Below are 25,394 nucleotides of genomic sequence, written 5' to 3'. Positions count from 1 at the left end.
ATGTTTTCTTTCATACATAAACCTTCGCCTACCAGACCACTTTGCCTGAAAAATACTTTCATCTGGCTCTTATTCCTCAACTGTAACCACTTTACTTTTGCACCCTTACATGCCACAGAGAAAACCATCCAACTTTAGTCCGGAACAGCAGCTTCACAGCCTGGATGCCAGACTCGTTCTGTCATTACAACGCCTCAGCGACATGCTGAAAGCCTTGCAGTGGGAGCAGGCGCGAACCCTGGGGCTTACCCCCCTGCAGTTACAAATCCTCCTCTTCATTGGCTACCATCCGGCAGAACTGAACAAAGTGGCGCACATTGCCACCGAATTACAACTTAGCCGGCCTACCATCAGCGATGCTGTAGCTTCCCTCGTTTCGAAAGGCTTACTGGACATGCAACCTGACAAACGAGACAGGCGTAGCTTCTCTATGTTGCCTACTGAAGTGGGCCGGGACATCCTGCTCAAGGCAGAAGAATATGCATTACCCTTAACGGAAGTATTAGAAAAACGTCCTGCTTTTGAAAAGAACAACCTTTATCAGACCATCTTTGCGATGATAGCAGGTCTTATGAACCAGGAAAGCGGTGAGTTACAAAGAATGTGTTATACCTGTGCACATTACCAGGGCAACAAAAAAAGACAGCACAACTGTCTTTTCCTGAACAAATCTTTAGCTTCGGCAGAACTGCAGATTGATTGTATGTACCATTCTACATTGTCATAAAAGAATTCATTCCCACATGACCATAAAAAAAGAAAAAAGGCAGTATTACTGCCTTTTCCGGTTAATTTTCCATATCCAAGTATTAGAGGGCTTGTCCATGTAAATTATTACTTAAAAGTATGAATGGTTTTTTCAATGTAAATCTTCTCTTAATTTATCGTTGTAAAATTTTCGCCAGCTTATCCAATCCCTTCACAATAGCATTTTCTTCCAGGGAAGCAAATCCTAATCTCAATCCTGTTTGCCCATTATATTCTGGCGCATAAAAGCTATATGGGTTTGCGATATAAATTCCAGCTGCGTACAATTGTGAAATCTGAACCGGCTGGTGCAAACGCATCCAGATAGCCAGCCCCCCTTTCGGAATCGTAAAATCTGCAATCCCTGAAAAGTTCACTTCCATTATACCTGAAGTCAGTGTCAATCGTTTTTTATACGTAGCATGTGTCTGTTGCAGGTACCTTCTGATTTCGCCTTCCGCCATCAGGTTGGCCATTCCCTGTTCAAGCAGTCGATCACGTTGCTGACTTACCACCATCTGGCAGGAGGCCAGTGAATGGATAAATTCAACAGGACCATATACAAAACTCAATGGAATAGAAGGTGCCACACTACCGATATATACGACATTGTCTGCATGCGGCATACCCGCTACCGGCAATACCGGTTGTGCATCGAAATGATAGCTATGATCATAATCATCCTCAATGATCATAAAATGATATTGCTCACTCAATTCCAGCAACAGCTGGCGTCGTGCTGCAGGCAGCGTAGTGGTGGTAGGGTACTGGTGATGCGGAGTGATGTATACTGCTTTGAGGGATGTATGCTGACAAACTACTGCCAGTGCCTCCACATCAATGCCCTGTTCATCCACCGGAATATAGTGGAGATGAGCGCCGGTGAGCCTGAAAGCTTCCCATGCCGGCTGATAGCCGGGATGCTCTACCGCTACATGATCACCTGGGAATATCAATGTCTGCGCTACGAGGAACAGGGAATCCTGGTGCCCGTGGGTGACACAAATATTCTCAGGTGCAGCAGCGAGGCCCCTGTCGTTGTTCAATACCAGGTTAATCTCCTGCAGCAGTTGCTCATTGCCCCTTTCGTTGTAATTCTTCAGGTGCGACTTGGTGGTTTGCTGATGCAGGATCTTCCTCACTTCGCGGGTGATCTCTGGTATTGGCGACAGACGTCCATCTGGTTGACCTTCGTCGAAAACGGTATCAAATGTACCATTATTATAAGGTAGCGGCTGTGGTGGAGCAAACTGACGGAAAGTGATGTCCAGCGAGGGTTTAGCCTCCGCCTCAGGAGTGCCTGGCGAAACCAGTTCCTGGGGTATGGGATCACTAATCCTTGTCCCACTCTTATATTGAGTGGCAATCCAGCCCTCAGCGGCTAAATGTTCATATGCAAGAATGACGGTGTTACGGTTCACGCGTAGTTGCTGTGCAAGCACGCGGCTACCGGGTAACTGAGCGCCGGGCAACAGTCGCCCCCGCTTGATTTCGTTAATGATGTAAGATTTGATCTGCTGATAAATCGGAACCTCACTATTCACTGACAATTGTAGATGTACCTGACTATGATGCTTCATGGTTGGCTTAAGGTGTTCCTACCATATACGCAGTAGAAAAAGTTACGGTTGTTAACGATTTGTAATTTTGGGAGGGTTTTTGAAAGTTTTTTTCTTTTCTTTTTTGGGGATGAAAGGGGCATCCCCTCTTTTGGGAGATTTATCATACTTTTACGTAATGGATGCAGTAATGATAGAGAAAGCAGCAAATGCAATTGCAGATAAACACCGTTTATCCATATTGCTGGCGGCTTCCAGACAGTCTGCTATACAGTGTTGTGATATCACAGAGCTGACTGGTTTGTCCCAACCCACGGTTTCACATCATATTAAGATATTGGTAGACAGCGGTATATTAATATATGATAAGACGGGAAGAAACGTACAATTGACAATTAATAAGGAGATGATGAAGTATCTGAGTTCATTTTTTTCTCAACTGAGTTAGGAGATAGCTGATGATATTTTAAGGCCTTTCAATAAAAGGAGTTTATACCCGTTTGCAACCTTTATGAAATTAACTCATTAGCTTTCTTGCCAGTCGGCCAACTGTCTTTAGCCCATCTTCCACCGATTTACTCCACGGGTTACTATAGCTTATTCTCAGACAATTTGTATACCTGTCCTGTAGAGAAAAGATCCTGCCCGGTGCAAAAATAACCTTATGCTTCAGTGATTGCTCGTACAATTCAAAAGTATTGATCTTTGGATTCAATTCTATCCAACACACAAATCCGCCTCCGGGGCGGGTTACACAGGTGTCTTCCGGAAAATAATCGGAAATAGCCTGTAAATGCCGCATAAACTGGGTATGCAAAATTTTTCGCATTCCCCTCAGATGATGCTCATACCGCCCATTTTCCAGAAAACATGCGATAGCAGCACTGGGCAAAGAGGGAGAGGAGATAGCACGGTTACGTTTAATCCGTAATACTTTTTCCTTATAACGCCCCGGCAATGCCCATCCTACCCGATACCCCGGTGCCAGTGATTTGGAAAAAGAATTACACAGCAGTACTAACCCGTTTTTATCAAAGGTTTTACATAACCCCGGTCTTTCTTTACCAAAGTACATATCACCATATATATCATCTTCTATCAGTGGTATATCATATTTTTCTAATATTCTTACCAGCTCCTGCTTATGATTATCCGGCATACATGCCCCTAAAGGATTAGTGAAATTGGTCACAAAGAGACAGGCCTTCACCTTAAACTTAGGTATCGCTTTATCCAGGTAATCTAAATCAACCCCTGTCAAAGGATGTGTGGGTATCTCCAACACTTTCAACCCCAGGTTTTCGGCCAGTTGCAGGAAGCCGTAATACGTTGGGCTTTCCACGGCAATCGTATCTCCGGGTTGCGTAGTCGCAGAAAGGCATAATGATATGGCATCAGAACAACCTGCTGCAATCACACTATCATCTTCCGTCACTGCTCCTCCCCAGCCGATAGACATACGTGCGATCTGTCTGCGCAGGTCTTCATTGCCCTGTGGAGTGTCATAGCCCAGCCCTCCATTCGGTAATCTATGAATAGCCTGTACCATGGCTTTGGTCATCCTGGCAGCAGGGAGTTGGGCTACGGGAAACACGGCAGAAGAAAATTTCAGGATCTCAGGATTGGAACCATGTAAATACATGCGCGAGATCATTTCATGCACCGTTACTTCAGACGGCTTTTTGACGGCCTCTGTTTGTTTCGGCAATTCCGGCATGCGTCGTGGACTGTAGGTGACGTAATAGCCTGATTTGGGTCTGGATTCAATCATGCCTTTGCTTTCCAGGTGATAATAGGCCTGGAAGGCAGTGCTCATGCTCACGCCTTGCTCTTCACTCAGGTTGCGTACAGAAGGGAGTTTGTCTCCTGTTTTCAATACCTGTTTGAGGATGAGTTGCTCAACATTCTCTGCAATCTGCAGGTATAGATGGTCGGCAGTTTTTAACATGTGATTGAATTTCTGATATGGTCAAATGTAAGAAAAATAAATCTGTTTGTTTTAAGAAAAATAATTTTGTGCAACTAAAAAATTGCATAAATTAGCGCAACAAAAAAGTTGCTTAAATGGACGAGTTGTTCAAAGGCATTGCGGACCCGCTTCGAAGGGAAGTCCTTGACCTTCTTCGGAAGGCCCCTCTCAACATTAATCAGATCAATGATCACTTCGGCCATATCAGCCGTCAGGCGGTCTCAAAGCACTTGCAGTTATTGGAAGATACTGGTTGGATCCGTATTTATCAGGCAGGTCGTGAGCGCTTTGGGTATCTGAACAGATCTGCCTTTTTTGCTTTTAAAGAATGGGTGGAGGAGTATATTCAATGGGGAGCGCATTCAATAGACAATGATCATGGTGTTTTTCTTGATAACACGGATTATAAAAAGGGTACGCCGCTGACGCAGCCTGTTATGTTACAGGCTTTGCTGAGTAAGGATAAAAATTTCGATGGGGTATTTTATACTGCTGTCAAAACTACGGGTATCTTTTGTAAGCCTTCCTGCGCTGCCAATCCGAGGCCGGATAATGTGATATTTTATGAGAACAGGGAGGATGCTGTGAAGAATGGGTATAGGGCTTGCAAGCGGTGTAAGCCTTAGGGTGAAGTTAGGGGGAGAGATTCGGATTATGGTGTGGTGGTTGTAGTTGCAGGTTAGGGGTGTGGGTGTGGTGGTTGGTTCGGGTTATGGTGTGGTGGTTGGTTCGGATTATGGGTGCGGTTGTAGGTGCAGGTTATGGTGTAAGCTGTAGGTTCAGATTTCGGTGTAGTTGCGGGTTCAGATTACGATGTAAGCCTTTTTAAGTAACAATGTAAGCCTTGGGTTCAAATTACAATGATCGCGCACATGAAGATTCACATACCAGTTACTGACCATGCAAATTTCTCCTTCGCAGAATGCCTGGTATTCCTCAGTCGTTCTGACAAGGAATGTCTGCATGAAGTAGAAGGCAATACTCTCCGCAAAGTAATTGTGGTGAATGACACCCCTGTGCTCACTGCCATTACAGATGCGCCCAAAAAGAAAGGAATACAGGTAGAAATATCCGCTGATGCTGATAATATAGATACCAATTATATCAAAAACTATATCATTCATTGGTTACACCTTGATGCAGACCTCAATCCATTCTACAAATTTGCAAAAAAGGACGACGTTTTATCGCCACTCATCCAGGAATACAAAGGTCTCCGACTGATCGGAATTCCCGAACTGTTCGAAGCCCTTACCTGGACCATCACCGGCCAGCAGATCAATCTTTCATTTGCATACACCCTGAAACAGCGATTGATCCATGCCTATGGTGCTGCTATTTCCTCCGGCAATAAGACGTATCATGTCTACCCCCAACCAGCTACCATCGCAAAGCTGGAGCCTGCTGACCTCATCGCCATGCAGTTTTCCCGCAGCAAAGCTGATTACATCATCTCCCTGGCAAGGGCGATGGCAGAAGAACGCCTTACACTCACACATTTACAATCACTCGACTACACCGCTGCCCGTGAATATCTTATTTCATTCAAAGGCATTGGCAACTGGTCGGCCAATTACGTGCTGATGAAATTCAGCCGTTACTGGCAGGCATTGCCTCTGGAAGATGCGGGTTTACATAATGCGCTGAAACAACAATTGCAATTACCGGCAAAGCCTTCACTGGCTGAGATTAAAGGATATACACAGCACTGGCAGCAACATGCAGCTTATGCAACATTCTATTTATGGAGATCATTACAACAATAAATGATATGGAACAGTACCATTACTTTACCCCCACACCCGTAGGCAGTCTGTTGATCATAGGCACAAAAACGGCGATCAATGCACTCAGTATCCGTGATAATGATAAGACTGATCTGCCAGTCTTGAGTAAGACAGAGTTACCTGGTGTATTCGTGCAATGCGTTGCAGAGATGGATGCTTATTTTGCGGGTAGTCAGGAGGGATTTACGTTTCCTATTGCTCAGGAAGGTACGCCTTTTCAGCAGGCTGTATGGGATAGGCTGTTGACTATTCCGTATGGGCAGACGACTACTTATTTGCAGCTTGCGAAGGATTTGAATAATCCTAAGGCGATTCGTGCGGTAGGGAGTACTAACGGCCGTAATCAGCTGTGGGTGGTGGTGCCGTGTCATAGGGTGATTGGGAGTAATGGGACATTGACGGGGTATGCAGGGGGGATATGGCGGAAGAAATGGTTGTTGGAGCATGAGATGAAGCATAGGTTTGGTTCGCAGGGGCAGCTGTTTTAGGAGAGCCCTTGGTGTTAGGGCAAAGTAATCTGGCAGTACTGAATAGCCTTCAGTAACTGGGAAGACCTATTCCTGCAGAACAGAATACTTTTCTGTGCTTAGGACAACTTTTCTTCCTGAATAGAAATTGAGCTGTCGGGGAAGTTCATTTTTCCCAGGAAGGATGGCCTTCCTGGCCGGATCACCACTTAACTGCATAATCATCCTGACTGGAAAATTTTCTAGGCAGGATAACCTCTTAACAGGGTAACCTTCCTGGCCGGATCACCCCTGACCAGGTAATCTTCCTGGCCGGATAACCACTTAACTGCATAATCATCCAGACTGGATAATCTTCCTGACAGGAAATCCTCCTGAAAGGATAAACCAACCCTCTCCACATTTAAATGAACTATGCTAGCTCCCCAATCTGATCTGGTCGAAATTCAAAAAACTGAATCTGTTTTTTATTAGCTTTTTATTTCATTTTTGTGGTCTCAAACCTACCGCCATGAATGAAACACTCTTCCATGATTTACAGCATATGGACCAGTTGCTACAACAAACCAAAGACTACAGCGCTGCTTTCCTATCCGGAATAGACAGCTTACCCGTCGATGTGGCGAGAGGCAGCCTTCCTTCATTATCCCTTCCTAAACAAGGTATTGGCGCCTCACAAGCGCTCAGCACCTTCAAAAACCGATACGATTCCCTCCTCGCCGGCAATGCTGGCAGCCGTTACTGGGGATTCGTTACCGGTGGTGCTACTCCCGCAGCCATCGCTGGTGATTGGCTGACATCAGTATATGATATGAATGCCGCCAACAAAGACGGCGCCTCTTTTTATATAGAAGGAGAGACCATCGCGTTACTCAGACAGTTATTCGGTTTGCCAGATGCATACACCGGTGTATTCACTTCCGGCGCTACCATGTCGAACTTCTCTGGTCTTGCTATCGCCCGTCAGTGGCTCGGGAACAGGCATGGCGTAGATGTAGCCCAGGAGGGTGTAGCTGCATTACCTGCTATTAAAATACTCTCCTGCACCCCGCACTCAAGCACAGTAAAATCTATGGCCATGCTGGGGATAGGCAGAAACGCCCTTGTTAAAATTCCTTCCCTGCCAGACAGGGAATCAGTAGATATCACTGCACTCACTGCCTACCTTGAAGCACATAAGAACGAATCTTTAATCTTCGTAGCTGCTGCAGGTACAGTGAATACGGTGGACTTCGACGACCTGCAGTCACTCGCTGTCCTCAAACAGCAGTATGGTTTCTATCTCCACGTAGATGCGGCTTTCGGTGGCTTCGCAGCTTGTCATTCCGACTACCGCCATTTATTGCAGGGATGGGAATCGGCAGACAGCATCACTATTGATGCACATAAATGGCTGAATGTACCATACGATTCCGCCATGATCTTTACCAGACATCCTAAACTGCAAATGGCTGCTTTCAGAAATGTGGGGGCCAGCTATTTACCTGACCCCGATGAGTTTTTTGTATATAGTAATTATACTCCTGAAAACTCCCGTCGCCTTAGGGCTTTGCCGGCATGGCATACGCTCATGGCCTATGGAGCAAATGGATATGCTGATATAGTGGAGAATAATGTACGGCTTACGAAAAAACTGGGTGCATTGATTGAGGGGAGTGATACGTTCCGGTTATTAGCGCCAGTGAATTTGTGTGTGGTGTGTTTTACACTCAATGGAGAAACCGAAGAGTTGCCTGCGGCTATCAAACAATTTTTGCAGGCAATGAATGAAAGTGGGAAAGTGGTGATGACACCAACGGTGTATCAGGGTATACCCGGTATCAGGGCAGCCCTGGTGAATTGGCGTACGACGGAAGAGGATGTAGAGATTGTGTGGGAGGAGATGTCTCAGTTGATTGCAGCTATTTGAGGTAATGAGAGGGATAAAGTTATCGACATACAATAAAAGACGATGTCAACCTTTTACGGAAAGAAAATTTCTATTGCAGTTATCAAACATACCATTCCTGCAATCAATGACGAATTCACCCTTATCGAATTATAACATCGCGCACAATGAAAAAGTCTAACACGAATGCCTACATAGCATTGGTAATGGTCAGTTTTTTCTGGGGTACCACTTACCTCGCTTCCAGCGTGGGAGTACGACACATGCATGGCCTCATGCTCGCCGGCCTGCGGCAAACCGCCGCTGGCATTATCCTGATCAGCTTTTTCCTGCTGAAAGGTTACCGTCTACCTGACAAAATCGTTCTTTCCCGCTTATTTATAATAGGTGTAATGATGCTCTGTCTGAGCAATGGCCTCATTACCTGGGCTATGCAATACATTCCCAGTGGGTTATGTGCTATCATCGTAGCTACAGTCCCCATCTGGATTACTATTTTCAGTTATTTCATGGTACAGCGCACCCGCTTATCACCTTTATTAATAGTAGGCATGCTGGTAGGGTTGCTGGGGGTAACGGGTATTTTTTACAATTACCTGTCCAGTTTAATGAACCCTGCATTCAGACTAGGTATTTTCCTCACCTTCATCGCCTGTATCAGTTGGGCCATTGGCTCAGTACTCACTGCCCGCTGGGCGCTAAAAGTGAACTTTCTTTATGGTGCAGGGTTTCAGATGCTCTTTAGTGGCATCGTCATGTTGATCACGGTATCACTGATGGGGTATAGTTTTCATTTATCGGCTATGAACCTGCAATTGTGGGAGAGTTTGCTGTACCTGATTTTTGTAGGATCGATCGTTGGATATTCCTCCTATGTCTTTGCGCTCAATAACCTGCCTACTTCACTGGCATCGGTATACGCTTATATCAATCCTATTGTAGCTGTTATTCTTGGGTGGCTGATATTGAAAGAACAGCTTAACTGGACAACGGCTTTATCCTGCCTGGTTACATTGGCTGGTGTCTATATAGTTAATGTATCCGTCAATAAAAACAAGAGGAAGCCAGAGCACAGCAACTGATTATATCCGGTTAATTGACTTAGAACAGTAGCACCAGCTTCACTTTGAACAATTTAACAAGTATGCATCTCACTAAAAACAAAAGGAAATATGAACACAGCAACTGACACTATCCGGCTGATAGGCTGTGCACCAGACCTGTTGCCACACTTTGAAAGATTAAACAGACTTTGGATCGAAAAGTATTTCACCATTGAACCGGCAGATATCGCCACTTTACAACATGCCGATAAGGAAATCCTTAGTAAGGGAGGGAAAATTATCTTTGCAGCAGCCGAAGATGAAATAGTAGGCACCGTCGCTCTGAAACACATAGATGCAGAAAGTGCGGAAATGACGAAACTGGCAGTAGATGAAAAGTTTCAGGGGTACAAGATAGGTTGGCGCCTTGTAAAAGAAATCATGCGCCTTGCGGAAGAACTGGGATACAAAAAAGTAGTACTTTACTCCAATACAATCCTGGTGCCTGCGTTAAATATGTATGAAAAATTAGGCTTCAGGGAAATACCTGTAGAACCGGGGAGGTACAAACGCAGTAACGTTAAAATGGAATATACTTTTGGAAATGAGCATCCGCAGTACTCCGTAGCGGGGGAACTGAAAACGCTAATGGATGAGTGGGTACAACTACTGGGCAACATTAGCGAAATGCAGGCAGCAGCGCGGCCCAAAGCCGGAAAATGGAGTATAAAAGAAATATTGGGACACCTCGTAGATTCAGCAATTAATAATAACGTTCGGATAATACGCGCACAACAGATATCTTTGTTGCAAATTCCGGGGTATGATCAGGAATTTTGGGTAAAGGGACAAGCCTGGCAGTTTATGAACTGGCAGAATTTAATTAAATTGTGGACCATTTTCAACGAGCACCTTGTACTAACGATACGGACTATACCAACAGAAGTCTTGCAACATACAGTTAAAGTAAACGAAAACGAGCAGGTAACGCTAAATTACCTGATCGTGGATTATGTAATACATATGAAGCACCACTTATCACAGATAAACGAATTATTCAATTTGAAGAAAGATACGATTTAGATTTAGGTATGATGATCAAAGGTATTTACCGCCGTTCATCTGGTTGACATCGTCCCGCCTCTGCGCGGGACGTTTTTTTTCCCGTTTTTGATTTTATGGCCTGTATTGAATTTTTATAACCTGTATTTAATGGCAGGCCCGGCACAATCCTTGAAGCAATTCCTACATTTGTAATTATGGATCTGAATCATAACCCCTGGACGATCTTGTCCAGCAAAGTAGAATACGACAATCCCTGGATCAGTGTTACGGAACACCAGGTACTGAATCCGGCAGGAGGGAAGGGCATTTATGGCGTAGTTCATTTCAAAAATGCCGCCATTGGTGTTATTCCATATGATGAAGAAGGTAATATTTACCTGGTAGGGCAGTTCCGTTTTCCATTGGAAGGGTTCTCATGGGAGATTCCAGAAGGTGGAGGCCCCCTGGGTACGGATCCCCTCGATTCTGCCAAACGGGAGTTATTGGAAGAAACCGGTCTGATTGCAAATAGCTGGATGCCGATCGTAAAAATCCATTTATCTAATTCAGTGTCGGATGAAGCTGGTGTGATTTACCTGGCTCGTCAGCTGGAGCAGCGGGAAGCCGAGCCAGAAGAGACGGAGCAGTTACATATCAGGAAAGTTCCTTTTGAGGAGGCTTATCAGATGGTGAAGAGGCATGAGATCACGGATTCGTTGTCGATAGCTGCTATTCAGAAGATAAAACTGATGTTGCTGGAAGGGGAGTTGTAATTTCCTTTTGCATGGCTGTCTTTCAGAAGATACCTTTACTGCAATTGGAAGGGGAGTAAGTGTCATTCCCTCTGTAAGCCTGTCTTTCAGAAGATACCCCCCTGTTGCAGGAAGGACAGCTCTAAATCTTTATCTTTGCGGCAATGGAACATAGAAGACATAAGTCTGCCGGTTTTCGGCAGCATTCGCCCAGACAACATGCGCCCAGGCCAAAGGCCTCGTCCATGGTAATAGGGCGTCAGCCGTTAGTAGAGGCCATTCAGGCCGGGAAAGCCATCGAGCGCATTTACCTGTTACGCACAGCCACGGGAGATATTATCCCCCAGATCAGAAGTCTGGCTACTCAGTATAACATTCCCATCAACATGGTACCGATGGAAAAGCTGAATGGCCTTACCCAGGCTAATCACCAGGGGTGTATTGCCATTACAGGCCAAATCAGTTACCTTGACCTGCAGGATGTAATCTCTCACGTCACTGACGCAGGCGAGACTCCGCTGTTCCTTATCCTGGACGGCATCACTGATGTCAGAAATATCGGTGCCATTGCCCGTAGCGCGGTATGTTGCGGGGCACAGGCTATTATTATTCCAGATAAAGGTATTGCTGCACTCAACGAAGAAGCCATCAAATCATCTGCCGGTGCACTGGAGAAAATCTCCGTCTGCCGTGTAAATAGTCTCCTGAAAGCAATAGATACCCTACACCTGAATGGTATTAAGGTAGTCGCCAGCGAAATGGAAGCCGAAGCCAAATTGTTTGACCTGCCTTTGAATGAACCGGTGGCGGTGATCATGGGATCGGAAGATCAGGGCGTTTATCCAGCTCTGCTGAAGGCGACGGACGTACAGTTCCGCATTCCGATGAGTGGTAATTTTGAATCTTTTAATGTATCAGTGGCTGCAGGAATTATCCTTTACGAAGCGATGAAGCAGCGGGGGATCTAATTTCTTTTAAGCAACATCCACCGTGGCAGCAGGTATTATCCTGTATGAGGCGATGAAGCAGCGAGGGATCTAACTCCCTTTAAGCAACATCCACCGTGGCAGCAGGGATTATCCTGTACGAAGCGATGAAGCAGCGAGGGATCTAACTCCCTTTAAGCAACATCCACCGTGGCAGCAGGGATTATCCTATAAGAAGCGATGAAGCAGCGAGGGATCTAAACTTACTTTCTAAAATCATCCACCATGAAACTCATTGAATGTCCCCGCGACGCAATGCAAGGTTGGCACCGGGCCATCGACACCTCCGATAAGGTGAAGTACCTGAACTCCTTGCTACGCGTCGGTTTTAACACAATAGACTTTGGCAGCTTTGTATCTCCCAAAGCCATCCCACAAATGGCCGATACAAAACAAGTGCTGTCAAAACTAGACCTGTCCGGTACTAAAAGCCGGCTCCTGGCTATTGTGGCAAACCAGCGGGGGGCAGAAGAAGCCGTGGTGCATGAAGAAATCGCTTACCTGGGATACCCGTTTTCCATCTCAGAAACCTTTCAGCTACGTAATACAAACAATACGATTGCCGATTCACTGGAACTCGTAGATACCATGCAGGAGCTCTGTATCAAAAACAGCAAACAACTGGTCATCTACATTTCCATGGGTTTTGGCAATCCCTATGGAGACCCGTACGATGCAGCGATAGCCCTGGAATGGGTAGAGAAACTGGTAGAAATGGACATCGTTACTATTTCACTGGCAGATACGGTAGGGGTAGCTACACCTGATATCATTACAAAGCTCTTTTCTACATTAATAAAAGCATACCCTGTCGTGGAATTCGGTGCGCATTTCCATTCTGCTCCCCACAACTGGGAGGAGAAGGTGGCCGCTGCTTACGCAGAAGGGTGTCGCAGATTTGATAGTGCTATCAAAGGGATCGGCGGCTGTCCGATGGCAAAAGATGAACTGGTAGGCAACCTCGCCACAGAGCGCCTGCTGGAATTCTGCCTGCAGCAGCACGAGCCCTTACACCTGGATATGGAGGCTTTGCGCACCGCCCAGCAGATAGCAGACAGTATTTTTTATTAGTCATGAACTTTCGCCTTACATTTCCGGTTACGCCTTTTTCCTCACCATTGCAATACGCAGATCGCTTATTGCTAATGGGGTCCTGCTTCGCAGAAGAGATAGGAGGGCGGTTGCAGGGGCATTACTTTGATGCGCTGGTCAATCCGCATGGTATTTTGTACAATCCAATCAGCATTACCCAGTCGATTCACAGCTACTTGGATAACAAAGTTTATACGCAGGAAGATCTATTCCAGCAGGGTGACCTTTGGCATAGCTGGGATCACCACAGCCGTTTTTCGGGATTGAACCCTCAGACCGTACTGGCAGGGATCAATGCCCAACAGGAAGCTGCTGTCAAAAGACTGGAAGAGGCAGATTGGTTAATGATCACCTTAGGTTCTGCCCATACCTACACCTTACAGGAAAACGGAAAGGTAGTAGGCAATTGTCATAAAGTACCTGCATCAGCTTTTTATAAGAAAATGCTGTCTGCACAGGATATCATCTCTGCCCTGGACAATGCAATGCACCGGTTGTTTTTCAGAAATAGAAAAGTAAAGATCCTGTTTACAATAAGTCCTGTAAGATATGTAAGAGATGGGGTAGTGGAGAATAACCTGAGCAAGGCCATCCTCTTACAGGCTGTACATCATATGGTCAATAAGTTCGACCGCCTGTTTTATTTTCCTGCGTATGAGCTGGTCGTAGATGATTTGCGGGATTACCGGTTTTATAAAGAGGATCTTGTACACCCCAACGAAATGGCGATAGATTATGTATGGGAACATTTCATCAATGCCGGACTTGCTGATAAGACCTTATTCAATCAGATCACTGACTTAAATCGTGCAGCTGCGCATCGGCCATTTAACCCGGAAGGAAAACAGCATCAGCAGTTTGTAAAAACTTATTTAAATAAGGTGGAACAACTCATAAAAGAGCATCCTTCTTTGCCGCTGCAAAGTTTATCAGACAGCTTCACCTCACAACTATCATAAGCGGTTGCGGAAATAAAAAAGTGGTTTCGATTCGTCAGATCCAACACCATCGCAATTAAATTCCTTCAATAAAAAGCGGTTGCGGAAATAAAAAAGTGGTTGCGATTCGTCAGATCCATCACCATCGCAGCTAAATTCCTTCAATAAAAAGCGGTTGCGGACCACCAGGTCCGCAACCGCCTCCACTAAAATCCGGAAGAGTTGCGCAGCAATTCTTCCGGATTTTACCCTATTCCTTAGATATCATATCTTCCTTAATAAACACCATCCCAATCACAAAACAAATCACCGCCACCGCAATCGGATACACCAACCCCGCCAAATGATGATGCGTCTGTGTCACCAATATCGTCGCCACTGTAGGCAACAACCCTCCAAACACCCCATTCCCCAAATGATAAGGCAAACTCATCGAAGTATACCTGATCCTCGCCGGAAACAACTCCACCAAAAACGCCGCTATCGGCCCATACACCATCGTCACAAATAACACCTGCACCCATACCAGCAATACCAATTGTATCAACCCACTTGTACCTACTATCACCTCCGTCTTCTTCTCCTCTTTCCCATCTGTATTCACCACCGTCTCCTTCACCTTCGTCTCATCATCATACACCCTCGTCTTCACGGTCTTCTCCACATTCTGCATCTGTTCATTCCTCGTCATTGTATTCTCTATCGTATACTTCGCCTTCTCCTCCGTCTTCAAACCAATATTCCCAATCTGATCCATCCTTGCATATATGGGATAATACGCCAGCGCCGCTACCAACATCCCCGCCATCATAATTTTCTTTCGCCCGATCTTATCCGACAACCATCCGAAATAAATAAAGAACGGCGTTCCCAACACCAGCGCCACCGCTATTATTATATTAGATTGCACGAATTCAATATTCATCGTCTTTTGCAAAAACGACAAAGCATAAAACTGCCCCGTATACCAGATCACCCCTTGCCCCATGGCCGCTCCAAACAACGCCAGCAACACTACTTTCAAATTCTCTTTCTTTCCAAAACTCTCTTTTATCGGGTTCTTCGCTGTCTTTCCCTCCGCTTTCAACTGCGCAAACTCCGGCGACTCCTGCAACCGGATCCTGATATAATAAGACATCAACACCAGCAACACCGACAACCAGAACGGCACCCGCCATCCCCAGTCATTGAACTGATCGGTCGTCATACTACTCCTGGTAATCAGGATCACCGCCAGCGATACAAACAATCCCAACGTAGCCGTCGTCTGTATAAAACTTGTATAATACCCGCGCTTGTCATGTGACGAATGCTCTGCCACATAAGTTGCAGCACCTCCATATTCTCCACCCAGCGCCAATCCCTGTAATAGCCGTAATATCAATACAATAACCGGTGCCAGTAAGCCTATCGTACCATAACCCGGTACCAGGCCAATAGCAAAAGTAGACCCGCCCATGATGAGCAGGGTAAGTAAAAAAGTATACTTCCTCCCGACAATATCCCCCAATCTCCCGAACACAATCGCGCCAAAAGGCCTGACCACAAACCCCACTGCAAAAGTGGCCAGTGTCATGATGTAAGCAAGATCAGGATTGCTGGGCGGGAAAAACTTTTCAGCAATTATAGCAGACAAACTGCCAAAGATGTAGAAATCATACCATTCTATCAGCGTGCCAGCCGAAGAAGCCAGGATCACCTGCCAGATGTTGTGCGCGGTCGTGTTTTTTATCATACTTGTGGAAATATAAGGTAGTCCTAATAGTTTGAAATGCTACAAATAGTTGTATAAAATAATAAAAAAAACGCAAATATTATATTTTTTGAAGAGGCAGTTAAACCGTAGATTTTGGATAAAATTGAGTCTCCCTATGCCTGCTACAGGTCATTGCGGGAAAACTCATTTTTTAAACTTATTCTGCTACCTTCGGGTCAAATCAGGGAACTTACAGTCTAGATATATGCGTTTCAGAAGGGTATTTGTTTGTTGGTTAGGGATCATTTTATTTCCTGCTGTCATGTTTGCACAGCAGCCGGGGACCGGCCGTCCCAAAATAGGAGTGACCCTCAGCGGTGGAGGCGCCAAAGGCCTGGCTCACATCGGTATTCTCGAAGCCCTTGACAGCGCCGGACTGAAAGTAGACTACCTCACCGGCACCAGTATGGGGAGCATCGTTGGTGCCCTCTATTCCATGGGCTACTCCGGTTCCGACATAGAAAGAATGGCCAGGGAACTCGACTGGAACAACCTTTTTACCAACCAACCCGTGCTCACCGACATCTCTTACGAAGAAAAGAAAGAGTATAATAAATATATCATCGAAATCCCCTTTGAATTTGGCAAACCCAAACTAGCCTCCGGCGTAATTTCCGGTGAACAGCTCTGGCTAGAGCTTGCTCGTATGTGCTGGCCTGCCAATGGTGTGAGGGATTTCTCCAAATTCAATATTCCTTTTAAATGTATCGCCACCGATGTGTCCAATGGAGCCATCGTCACTCTCGATACCGGCGATATCGTCACTGCTATCCGTGCCAGTATGGCCATTCCTTCTATCTTTACAGCAATCACTATAGGTGATCGTAAGTTGGTCGATGGCGGTGTAGTCCGCAACTTCCCGGTTATCACCGCCAAGGAAATGGGGGCCGACATTGTGATCGGGTCCAACGTATCAGAAGGTCTTCGCAAATCAGATCAGTTGCAAACACCGCTGGATGTGATCCAGCAACTCGGTTTCTACAAAGACGCCGACGACTTCAAAGATGAACGACAACTCTGCGACATCTTCATTCAGCATAAACTGGAAAACTACAGCGCCGCCAGCTTTGGCAGCGTTGATTCTATCATAGAAATAGGTAAGCGCAGGGGCAGAGAGATGTACCCCGTGTTCAAGCACCTGGCCGATTCACTACAGGCCATCTATCCATTGCCCCCTTTCGAAAAGAACCGTTTACCTTTTACCGCTGATATTGAACTGACTGAAATTCGTATAAATGGTCTCAAGCATTCAGATGAGAAATTTTTCCTGGGACGCCTTGGGCTCAAAACCGGTGGCTGCTACACTTCCCAGCATATCAAAGAAGCCGTGCTGAATGTATTTGGTACCCGATTCTATAAAATGATCACATACGACCTCATACCGGATAGCAAGCGCCAGACCATCATGAACGTAAATGTGGAAGAGAATCCGCTCACGTATGTAAAATTCGCACTTAGTTATAATAGCTTTACAAATGCCAGCGCGATCGTCAATGTTACACAACGCAACTTTATCATACCTAACTCCCGTGCATTTGTGACCGTGGCTATCAGCGAAAATCCGCGTGTGCAGGCAGAGTACTTTAAATATACCGGTCATGACAGGAACTTCGGTGTAGGCCTTGGTTTTTACTTCGAAGATAACTCGATGACACAGTATGAAAACCTGAAAGCAAAACAGGATTATCATAGTAAATACTTAAACACCGATATACATTTTCAATGGACATTGAATAGTATGATGGCCATGGGGATAGGTACCCGTTGGGAGTTCTTGAACCTGAACCCCCGCTATGCAGATGAGCAGGAAATACGTGGAAACAGCACACAGTTAAACAGCTATTTTTATATCGGTATGAACTCGCTCGATAGGAAGATCTACTCACGCAAAGGGATCGATCTGCAGTTTGAAGCAGGCTGGATCTATAATGAAAACCCGGGTTTCAGGGTGTATCGTGATGGGGTGCAGCAATCACTGGATTCTACCAATATCAACTTTGCCGATTATCAGCGGGCTTTGTTGCAGGCAAAATATCATATTCCATTTGGATATAAAGGAGCTTTGCAGATTCAGGCCGGTGGCGGTGTGAACTTCAATCACAAACAAGGTCCTATCAATGCTTTCCAGATTGGGGGATTGAACAATGTACTGCGCAACCAGTTGCCGTTTGTAGGGATATTGGAAGGTGAGGTGAGTACATCTTCTGCCGCTACATTACAATTGGCGTATCAGTATGAAGTGGCACGGAATATCTTCACCACGCCAAGGGTTGGTGCAGCAGTGTATGATTTTATGGGGGATGTGGAAACGAAATTTAAATACCTGAGTGGGTATGGCATATCAGCTGGCTATTCTACATTCATGGGCCCGATAGAAGGCACGATGATGTATTGCGATCAGGATGGCCGGTTACGTTTTTATGTAAATATTGGGTTTAATTTTTAAGCTATAAAGAAGGCTTCAATGGAACCACCATTGAAGCCTGTGAATAATTACTTGTATAGATGCTGTCCCGCTGGTTTCAGTATTGGTTTCAATGATGAACCATGTAGGATAATGAAAGTCTGCTTCTAATGAATCCTATCTCCCCTCACTTCCATTTTATCCATTATATCCGCCTCAATCGTCAGCCATTCCTGCCAGCGCGCTCTTACCTTCTCTTCCGGTAAATACTCATTTGCCAGGTCGATAAACAACCGGTAATGTCCTGCTTCAGAAATCATAAATTTCCGGTAAAACTCACGGAGGTATTCATCTTCCAGCTCTTCACTTAATAATCTAAACCGCTCACAACTCCTTGCCTCAATCAGCGCAAAAGTCAGCAACCGATCCAGGAACACCGTATCCGGATCACCCCCTTTATTCTGATGCAGCATCAACGCATTTACGTATAGATCTTTTCGTTGTTTCCCCAACTGAAACCCTCTCTTTTTCATCTCTGCCAGTACCTGCCGGAAATGTCCCCACTCTTCAGTCACGATCGGCGCCAGTTCCTGTACCAGTCTATCTCTGTGCGGATAACGCTGAATCAAAGAGATACAGGAAGTTGCAGCTTTTTGCTCACAAAAAGCATGGTCTGTCAATACTTCTTCCAGGGAAATAGCGGCCAGGTTTACCCAACGTGGGTCAGAAGGAAGATGAAGTCCAAGGATAGATACTTTACTCATGCGCGTTAAGTTGCTTTTCATTAATTATCGTCCACAAAGTTACTTAGCTTTGAAAGATGAAAGAAGATTTTCTTTTAGCGCAACTAGCAGCACGCAAAGAACAGCACGCCCTCCGGCAGTTAAGCCTGCCGGCACCCGGTATGGTAGACTTTTGTTCCAACGATTACCTTGGCCTGGCAAAGAGCATGGCCATGCAGGAAGCCGTACATAGTCTCCTTGCCGCACGACCTTTCGCCCACGGCAGTACCGGCTCCCGTTTACTGGCAGGCAATTACCCCTGGGTAGAAGAAACGGAAATTATGTTGGCCGGTTTTCATCAAAGTGCCGCCGGGTTAATTTATAACTCAGGTTACGATGCGAATCTTGGATTATTCAGCGCTGTACCCCAAAAAGGAGATACGATCATTTACGACTCTCTTATCCATGCCAGTATCCGTGATGGCATCCGGCTTTCCAAAGCGCAGGCATTTTCTTTCCTGCACAATGATACTATTGATCTTGAAAAGAAACTCTCCAACGCCACGGGCAATATCTTCGTGGCAGTAGAGTCTGTGTATTCCATGGATGGAGACTTTGCCCCTTTATCTGCCATCGCGGCCATTTGTGAAAGGGCAGGCGCCCACATCATTGTAGACGAAGCCCATGCCACGGGAGTAGTCGGTACAAAAGGTGAGGGCCTTGTACAGCACCTGGAATTGCAGGCACAATGTTTTGCCAGGGTACATACATTTGGCAAGGCTGTAGGATGTCATGGTGCCGTTGTGTTGGGTTCAAGTCATTTACGTGATTATCTTATCAATTTTTCCCGCTCATTTATATATACCACGGCCCTGCCACCTACTGCGATGGCAGCAATCATGGCCAGTTATGAATTGTTTCCTTATATGCAGGAAGCCAGAACTCACCTGGCGGCATTAATTGCCCGATTCCGGAAGGGAGTGGCGGCGCTGGATACATTGCCAGGTGAAACGCCTATTCAGGTTGTTTTGACCCCTGGAAATACGGCTACGAGGGAATTAGCGGCGCGACTTCAGGGAGAAGGATTGGATATCCGGCCCATTTTACATCCTACTGTGCCCAAAGGAAAGGAAAGGCTGCGTATTGTATTGCATAGCTTTAATACGGAAGAGGAAGTGGATAAGGTGATTGGGGGTTTGACTAAGGGGTAAATAATGGGAACTCGAAGGTTATCGTATTTCTTGCTAAAAGGTAGTCTATACCCCCTCACGGGATGTCGCTTTTCGCACTAAAAAGTAGCTAATTCACCCTGCTGGTTACAACCGTAGCCATAGTACTTCTTTTGCATTCTCAGGGAGATAAGCCGCCTATAAGCCGCCTATATCCTGCCTTTAAACCGTCAATATCCCGCATCTATAAAGAGGCGGGTTATTGGCGGCTTATAACCGGCTCACCTACGATTCACCTATATGATTTCATTATTGCCATCCATCAAAATCACCGCGGCTGAAAAAATTGTATATTAGCTATTCACTTCCTTGCTATGAGAATCATACCATTTGCCATTACGACCGGAATAACCGCTTTACTTATTTTTGCTTTGTCCCACAAATGGGGTGCACTTCCCCCTGTTGGCCCATTACTTAGTCCTCAGGAAGGTTTTTGGCAAAACGCCACCCCCATCAGCAAGGATTATAATGAAAACATCCACCTCACCGGCCTCACCGGCAAGTCCGAAGTCTGGCTGGATGACCGCATGGTCCCTCATATCTTCGCTGAAAACGACGCAGACGCCTACTATATAGAAGGTTTCCTCCACGCCCGTGACCGCCTCTGGCAAATGGAATTGCAGATCTTCGCCGCCTCTGGTCGTCTCTCTGAAATACTCGGCCCTAAAATGGTCGATTACGACAGAATGCAACGCCGCCGTGGCATGGTTTACAGTGCTGAGGTCGCACTGAAGGAAATGGTAAAGGACCCTTTTACCAAAACCGCCATCGAATCTTACGCTGCAGGTGTAAATGCTTATATTCAAACATTGAACAAGGCAAGTCTGCCCATAGAATACAAGCTCCTTGACTATAAACCGGTGCCCTGGACCACGCTGAACTCCGCTATCCTCCTCAAACTGATGGCAAACGATCTGGCCGGTGAAGCCGAAGACCTCGAATACACCAACGCCCGCCGTATTTTCAGTAAGGAAGATTTCAACCTGTTATACCCTGACTTCAATGATAGCCTGGACCCGATAGTGCCTAAAAACACCCACTTCGATCCGGTTACCGTAAAAGCAGTAGCGCCACCTGACAGCATTATCAAACTGGCCGGTGCCTTACAACATTTTAAAGAAGAGAAACCAGATCCGGATAATGGTAGTAACAACTGGGCGGTAGCTGGTTCCAAAACCCGCTCCGGTGCGCCGATCTTGTGTAATGATCCTCACCTGGGCCTGAGCCTGCCTTCCCTCTGGTACGAAGTGCAACTGCATACACCGCAGCAAAACACTTATGGTGCTTCGTTGCCCGGTGCGCCCGGCGTGATCATTGGCTTCAATAACGATATTGCCTGGGGGGTAACAAATGGGGAAGAAGACGTAAAAGATTTCTACAAACTGCAATTCCGCAATGGCCGAAAACAGTATTTATTTAACGGCACCTGGCGCGATGCAGACCTTCGTATAGAAAAAATCAATATCAGGGGACAACAACCTTACTACGATACCGTTGCCTATACCGTATGGGGACCTGTTGCCTACGATAATACCTTCCCTAAAGAACAAAAAGAAGAATTTCAGTTCCTCGCCATGCGCTGGAAAGCCCATGATCCATCGAACGAACTGCGTACTTTCCTGCTCCTCAACAAAGCAAAAAATTACGACGATTACCTCGCAGCTATCAAAGATTTTCAATGCCCGGCACAGAACTTTGCCTTCGCATCCAAAGATGGTGACATCGCTATCTGGCACAATGGAAAATATCCTTTGCGCTGGAAGGATCAGGGTAAATTCGTGATGCCTGGTGATGACAGCACCTTTGCCTGGCAAGGGTATATACCACAAAACGAATTACCACATCTGCATAATCCTGCCCGTGGTTTTGTTAGCTCTGCCAATCAAAATCCGACAGACGATACGTATCCATACAATTTTGTCGGTGGATATGATTTGTTCCGTGGTAAGCGTATCAATGAAGTGCTGGCGGCAGATAGCCAGATCACTATCCAGGATATGATGGCTTTGCAAAATGACTACACCAATCTGCTGGCAAGGGCTGCCATTCCTGTATTTGGTGCACACCTTTCCCAATCATTACTCACAGCCGATCAGAAAAAATACTGGCAACTCCTCACATCCTGGAATCAGCAAAACACTGCTGACAGCAAGGCTGCGACTGTGTTCCAGTTAGTATGGAATAATCTGCAAAGCGAAATATGGGATGATGATATGGCACAGTTCGGAGAAGATGTATACCAGATGCCATGGGAAAAAACAACGCTGAATCTACTTATAAAAGATACTGCATTTCACTTTATTGACAACATCAACACACCAGAAAAAGAAACTTTCTCCGGGCTAATGTACGCTGCCCTGGCCAAAGCGGCGGATACTGCAAAAGCGTTGGAGGCCAAAAATAAGTTAGAGTGGGGGCGTTACCGTGGTACAGATATCAGACACATCACCCGAAGTATAGTTCCGTTTGGCGCATATCATTTATATACGGGTGGTGGCAGACATATAGTGAATTGTATAAAGGAAAATCATGGTCCTTCATGGCGTATGATCGTGCAGATGGGAGACCCTGTAGAAGCTTACGGGATCTATCCTGGCGGGGAAAGTGGTAACCCTGGAAGTCAGTATTATGATAATGCGGTGCAGGATTGGGTGAATGGGAAATATTATGTGTTGCATTTGTTTAAGCGCGACCAGCGCGAGGATCCGGCTGTGAAGTATAGAATGATTTTAAATTAATTTAAAAAATAATTGCGTTTGGATTTGGAAGAAATAATTTAATTCCTATCTTTGCACTCCCAATCACGAAGAAAGGGAATGATTCCGTAGCTCAGTTGGTAGAGCAATACACTTTTAATGTATGGGTCTTGGGTTCGAGTCCCAACGGGATCACCTCATGGGACAAGTCTAAATTTATAAGACTTGTCCCATTTTCTTTCCCCCCAAAGCCTTATCCATACTGTATATTAGCTGAACTGCAAAATTTATTCTCGGAGTTCGATATGCGTCACCAGTAAATTCTAGTTTTTTCGGGGTATATCGAACTTATGATCTGCTGCTGGGTTTCTATTCCCCCATATTCATATAAAGAATCAAGTTGTGAAAGGTTTTTCATACCTTTTTCGAGAATCCCTTCAATGTTATAGTTCTTCTTCGGAACCTCCCTCAACCGATCCTCTAGCTTTGCAATTGACTGTTCATATTCCTCTTTACTTTCGTAATAATCCTGATCTGTGATTTTATTTTGGAATAGGCACTTGCGGGCTTCCCTTATTAGTTCGGTATAAGCATCGATCTGAGAAAGTAAACTTTTTCTTTCGTCATTGGTGCTTTTAGTTTGGGCTTCAAAATAGTATTCTAAGGCAGGACGGAAAATGTCACGAAATGGAGATTGTGGCACAAACTTGCGAAGCTCTTTAGAAAAAAGCTGATTCGCTCTCTCTGCGGGAAAACGGCATCCGCATGAGGTTATACAGTGGTAATAATGATAATGTTTGTATTTGCCCTTCGATGCGCTGCCAGTCAGTACCCTACCGCAACGTGGGCAGACCAAAAAAACGCGTAGCGGCAGTTTGGTGTCTACCACCATCTTTGTACGTTGTTTTTTCCGTCGTCCATCAAGAATTTCCTGTACCTGATAAAAAAGGGTTGAAGATATGATGGACTCGTGTTTTCCTTGAACAAATATGCTTTCCTCATCCCGGTATTTAGGAATATGAATTTTACCACAATAAACAGGATTACGGATTGCAACCCAAAAATTATTCTTACAACACTTCAAGCCCCTTTTACGCGCCATATTCAGGATCTGTTCTGTATTGAATCTACAGGCCGCAATTTCTTCAAAACCCATTTCATTATCTCTGCCTCCGGTGGGAATGGACATATATATTTGATCTTTCCGGTTTCGTCAGTTTTATTTTGATAGCCAATAGGGGCTGTTCCCATCCATCGCCCTTCCTTCCTAGCACGGCGCATCCCATAGAATACATTTAAGGCCCGGCGGTCGTTTTCTGCTTCAGGGACAGCTAAGTAAACCGCCATCATGATTTTGCTTTCTGGTACTGTCATGTCAAGCGGTTGCCCGATATTATAGTGGTATCGTATATGCGGTATCATTGAAAGGACTTGTCAGAGTTGTTTTTATCATTGACCGTGAAACTGGACGGTATGATATTCTGCTGTGTACTGATCATGCATTGCCAGCAACGACTATACTAAAATATTACAAACTGCGGTTCCAGATTGAATTTTTAATCCGGGATGCCAAACAGCATGCAGGGCTGGATGATTGCCAGGCACGGGATCTAGCTAAGCTATCTTTTCATTATAATATGGTACTCAGTGCCGTCAGTATTGCCAAAGCCGCTTGCTGGATCAGACGACCTATTGACCTGAGAGGTCCCTTTTCTATGCGAAATATTAAAGTCGCCTGGTACAACAGATTTTTGACGGAAAGAATTTTTTCAAACTTAGGCCTGGACCTGAATTGCAGAAAAATAAAGCGGCTATATCACCAATGCCTGGATACGGGTAATTTAGCTGCTTAGATCTTACCTAACTATTGATGTATAATTTTATTAGAGTATCGGCGAAATCAAGAGAAGTAATAAAAAACTCGCATTTGGCGCGGGGTAAGACCCGGATTTTCTCCCATACTAATGGCTGTTAAGTTAATGTAAAAGTCTGGCTCAAAAATGATGATGGGTACAAAATGTTATAAGATGGAACTGATGAAAATCGTTTCATCGGCCTGAAATGGCCAGGGAGCTTATCATTACGCTGCTATTTCGCTCTGCTAGATAAAATTTGTCAAGAATTTACAAAGTTTAGAAATTATCTAAAAATAAATCCTCTATATTTACCATACGTTTGATAATCTTAACACTGATTTGTTAATCTTTCTAAATAGCCAGACATGAAACTTCCCTACGATAAAAGACTGTGAATTTGCTCAGGACCCGAGTATAATGTTTGCTTTTTTGTATCAAGGGTAGTTGGCAGTTGCCGGA

22 protein-coding genes and 1 tRNA gene are annotated in these 25,394 nt (G+C 45.3%); 17 read left to right on the top strand and 6 right to left on the bottom strand.

From position 1 onward, the window contains the following. Positions 1-109 precede the first annotated feature (109 nt). The gene (locus SIO70_RS25935) at positions 110-727 is read left to right on the top strand and encodes a helix-turn-helix domain-containing protein (RefSeq protein WP_320575689.1); all 618 of its coding nucleotides are present in this window, start codon (positions 110-112) and stop codon (positions 725-727) included. Between the two features lie 154 nt (positions 728-881). Here the strand turns inward: SIO70_RS25935 and SIO70_RS25930 are convergent, their stop codons facing one another. After that, entirely contained in the window at positions 882-2,327 is a 1,446-nt protein-coding gene (locus SIO70_RS25930) for a PLP-dependent aminotransferase family protein (RefSeq protein ID WP_320575687.1), read from the bottom strand. A 157-nt stretch (positions 2,328-2,484) separates the two neighbouring features. Here SIO70_RS25930 and SIO70_RS25925 point away from each other — a divergent pair, with 157 nt between their 5' ends. Then, positions 2,485-2,754: an ArsR/SmtB family transcription factor gene (locus SIO70_RS25925; RefSeq protein WP_083722385.1), complete on the top strand. Its 270-nt coding sequence runs from the start codon at positions 2,485-2,487 to the stop codon at positions 2,752-2,754. Between the two features lie 69 nt (positions 2,755-2,823). On the opposite strand, the gene SIO70_RS25920 is transcribed toward SIO70_RS25925, so the two are convergent. Beyond that, positions 2,824-4,254, bottom strand: coding sequence for a PLP-dependent aminotransferase family protein (locus SIO70_RS25920; protein WP_320575684.1), 1,431 nt, complete (start codon positions 4,252-4,254; stop codon positions 2,824-2,826). 116 nt (positions 4,255-4,370) lie between these two features. Here SIO70_RS25920 and SIO70_RS25915 point away from each other — a divergent pair, with 116 nt between their 5' ends. The 3 genes from SIO70_RS25915 to SIO70_RS25905 all read left to right on the top strand — a co-directional run bounded on the left by SIO70_RS25915 (position 4,371) and on the right by SIO70_RS25905 (position 6,550). Continuing rightward, positions 4,371-4,901, top strand: a complete 531-nt coding sequence (locus SIO70_RS25915) for an ArsR/SmtB family transcription factor (protein ID WP_320575683.1) — start codon at positions 4,371-4,373, stop codon at positions 4,899-4,901. 246 nt (positions 4,902-5,147) lie between these two features. Continuing rightward, positions 5,148-6,041, top strand: coding sequence for a DNA-3-methyladenine glycosylase (locus SIO70_RS25910; RefSeq protein ID WP_320575682.1), 894 nt, complete (start codon positions 5,148-5,150; stop codon positions 6,039-6,041). Then, positions 6,020-6,550 carry a methylated-DNA--[protein]-cysteine S-methyltransferase gene (locus SIO70_RS25905; protein WP_320575681.1) on the top strand — a complete coding sequence of 177 codons (531 nt, stop codon included), beginning with the start codon at positions 6,020-6,022 and terminating at the stop codon, positions 6,548-6,550. Before SIO70_RS25910 ends, SIO70_RS25905 begins: the two co-directional genes overlap by 22 nt. A 221-nt stretch (positions 6,551-6,771) precedes the next feature. Here the strand turns inward: SIO70_RS25905 and SIO70_RS25900 are convergent, their stop codons facing one another. Beyond that, on the bottom strand, positions 6,772-6,930 hold the full coding sequence (locus SIO70_RS25900; RefSeq protein WP_320575680.1) for a hypothetical protein: 159 nt from the start codon (positions 6,928-6,930) through the stop codon (positions 6,772-6,774). Positions 6,931-7,040: 110 nt separating this feature from the next. On the opposite strand from SIO70_RS25900, the gene SIO70_RS25895 reads away from it, so the two are divergent. From SIO70_RS25895 to SIO70_RS25865, 7 genes are all read left to right on the top strand, one after another. Then, on the top strand, positions 7,041-8,438 hold the full coding sequence (locus tag SIO70_RS25895) for a pyridoxal phosphate-dependent decarboxylase family protein (protein ID WP_320575679.1): 1,398 nt from the start codon (positions 7,041-7,043) through the stop codon (positions 8,436-8,438). Positions 8,439-8,584: 146 nt separating this feature from the next. Continuing rightward, a complete protein-coding gene (locus SIO70_RS25890) occupies positions 8,585-9,499 on the top strand; it encodes an EamA family transporter (protein ID WP_320575678.1) in 915 nt (304 codons plus the stop codon). Positions 9,500-9,589: 90 nt separating this feature from the next. Continuing rightward, the gene (locus tag SIO70_RS25885; RefSeq protein WP_320575677.1) at positions 9,590-10,543 is read left to right on the top strand and encodes a GNAT family N-acetyltransferase; all 954 of its coding nucleotides are present in this window, start codon (positions 9,590-9,592) and stop codon (positions 10,541-10,543) included. Between the two features lie 176 nt (positions 10,544-10,719). Further along, positions 10,720-11,277 carry an NUDIX hydrolase gene (locus SIO70_RS25880; protein ID WP_320575676.1) on the top strand — a complete coding sequence of 186 codons (558 nt, stop codon included), beginning with the start codon at positions 10,720-10,722 and terminating at the stop codon, positions 11,275-11,277. 143 nt (positions 11,278-11,420) lie between these two features. Continuing rightward, on the top strand, positions 11,421-12,224 hold the full coding sequence (gene rlmB, locus SIO70_RS25875; RefSeq protein ID WP_320575674.1) for a 23S rRNA (guanosine(2251)-2'-O)-methyltransferase RlmB: 804 nt from the start codon (positions 11,421-11,423) through the stop codon (positions 12,222-12,224). 243 nt (positions 12,225-12,467) lie between these two features. Then, the gene (locus SIO70_RS25870; protein ID WP_320575673.1) at positions 12,468-13,313 is read left to right on the top strand and encodes a hydroxymethylglutaryl-CoA lyase; all 846 of its coding nucleotides are present in this window, start codon (positions 12,468-12,470) and stop codon (positions 13,311-13,313) included. A 2-nt stretch (positions 13,314-13,315) separates the two neighbouring features. Next, complete coding sequence (locus SIO70_RS25865) at positions 13,316-14,293, top strand: GSCFA domain-containing protein (RefSeq protein ID WP_320575671.1); 978 nt, start codon at positions 13,316-13,318, stop codon at positions 14,291-14,293. 229 nt (positions 14,294-14,522) lie between these two features. On the opposite strand, the gene SIO70_RS25860 is transcribed toward SIO70_RS25865, so the two are convergent. Continuing rightward, on the bottom strand, positions 14,523-16,007 hold the full coding sequence (locus tag SIO70_RS25860) for an MFS transporter (RefSeq protein ID WP_320575669.1): 1,485 nt from the start codon (positions 16,005-16,007) through the stop codon (positions 14,523-14,525). 283 nt (positions 16,008-16,290) lie between these two features. Here SIO70_RS25860 and SIO70_RS25855 point away from each other — a divergent pair, with 283 nt between their 5' ends. Next, positions 16,291-18,474: a patatin-like phospholipase family protein gene (locus SIO70_RS25855; RefSeq protein WP_320575667.1), complete on the top strand. Its 2,184-nt coding sequence runs from the start codon at positions 16,291-16,293 to the stop codon at positions 18,472-18,474. Between the two features lie 125 nt (positions 18,475-18,599). On the opposite strand, the gene SIO70_RS25850 is transcribed toward SIO70_RS25855, so the two are convergent. Next, the gene (locus SIO70_RS25850) at positions 18,600-19,196 is read right to left on the bottom strand and encodes a tRNA-(ms[2]io[6]A)-hydroxylase (protein ID WP_320575665.1); all 597 of its coding nucleotides are present in this window, start codon (positions 19,194-19,196) and stop codon (positions 18,600-18,602) included. Positions 19,197-19,252: 56 nt separating this feature from the next. On the opposite strand from SIO70_RS25850, the gene SIO70_RS25845 reads away from it, so the two are divergent. The 3 genes from SIO70_RS25845 to SIO70_RS25835 all read left to right on the top strand — a co-directional run bounded on the left by SIO70_RS25845 (position 19,253) and on the right by SIO70_RS25835 (position 23,274). Beyond that, positions 19,253-20,365, top strand: a complete 1,113-nt coding sequence (locus SIO70_RS25845; RefSeq protein ID WP_320575663.1) for an 8-amino-7-oxononanoate synthase — start codon at positions 19,253-19,255, stop codon at positions 20,363-20,365. Positions 20,366-20,697: 332 nt separating this feature from the next. Then, positions 20,698-23,121: a penicillin acylase family protein gene (locus tag SIO70_RS25840; protein ID WP_320575662.1), complete on the top strand. Its 2,424-nt coding sequence runs from the start codon at positions 20,698-20,700 to the stop codon at positions 23,119-23,121. Positions 23,122-23,201: 80 nt separating this feature from the next. After that, positions 23,202-23,274 (top strand) — tRNA-Lys (locus tag SIO70_RS25835). Between the two features lie 115 nt (positions 23,275-23,389). Here the strand turns inward: SIO70_RS25835 and SIO70_RS25830 are convergent. Beyond that, positions 23,390-24,268 carry a recombinase family protein gene (locus tag SIO70_RS25830; RefSeq protein WP_320575660.1) on the bottom strand — a complete coding sequence of 293 codons (879 nt, stop codon included), beginning with the start codon at positions 24,266-24,268 and terminating at the stop codon, positions 23,390-23,392. Between the two features lie 232 nt (positions 24,269-24,500). Here SIO70_RS25830 and SIO70_RS33520 point away from each other — a divergent pair, with 232 nt between their 5' ends. Further along, positions 24,501-24,932: a transposase gene (locus SIO70_RS33520; RefSeq protein ID WP_414017880.1), complete on the top strand. Its 432-nt coding sequence runs from the start codon at positions 24,501-24,503 to the stop codon at positions 24,930-24,932. Positions 24,933-25,394: the final 462 nt, after the last annotated feature.

It is taken from the genome of Chitinophaga sancti, assembly GCF_034087045.1.
In the GTDB taxonomy this organism is placed as follows: Bacteria; Bacteroidota; Bacteroidia; order Chitinophagales; family Chitinophagaceae; genus Chitinophaga; species Chitinophaga sancti_B.
This window is presented reverse-complemented; position numbering and strand designations above follow the sequence as displayed.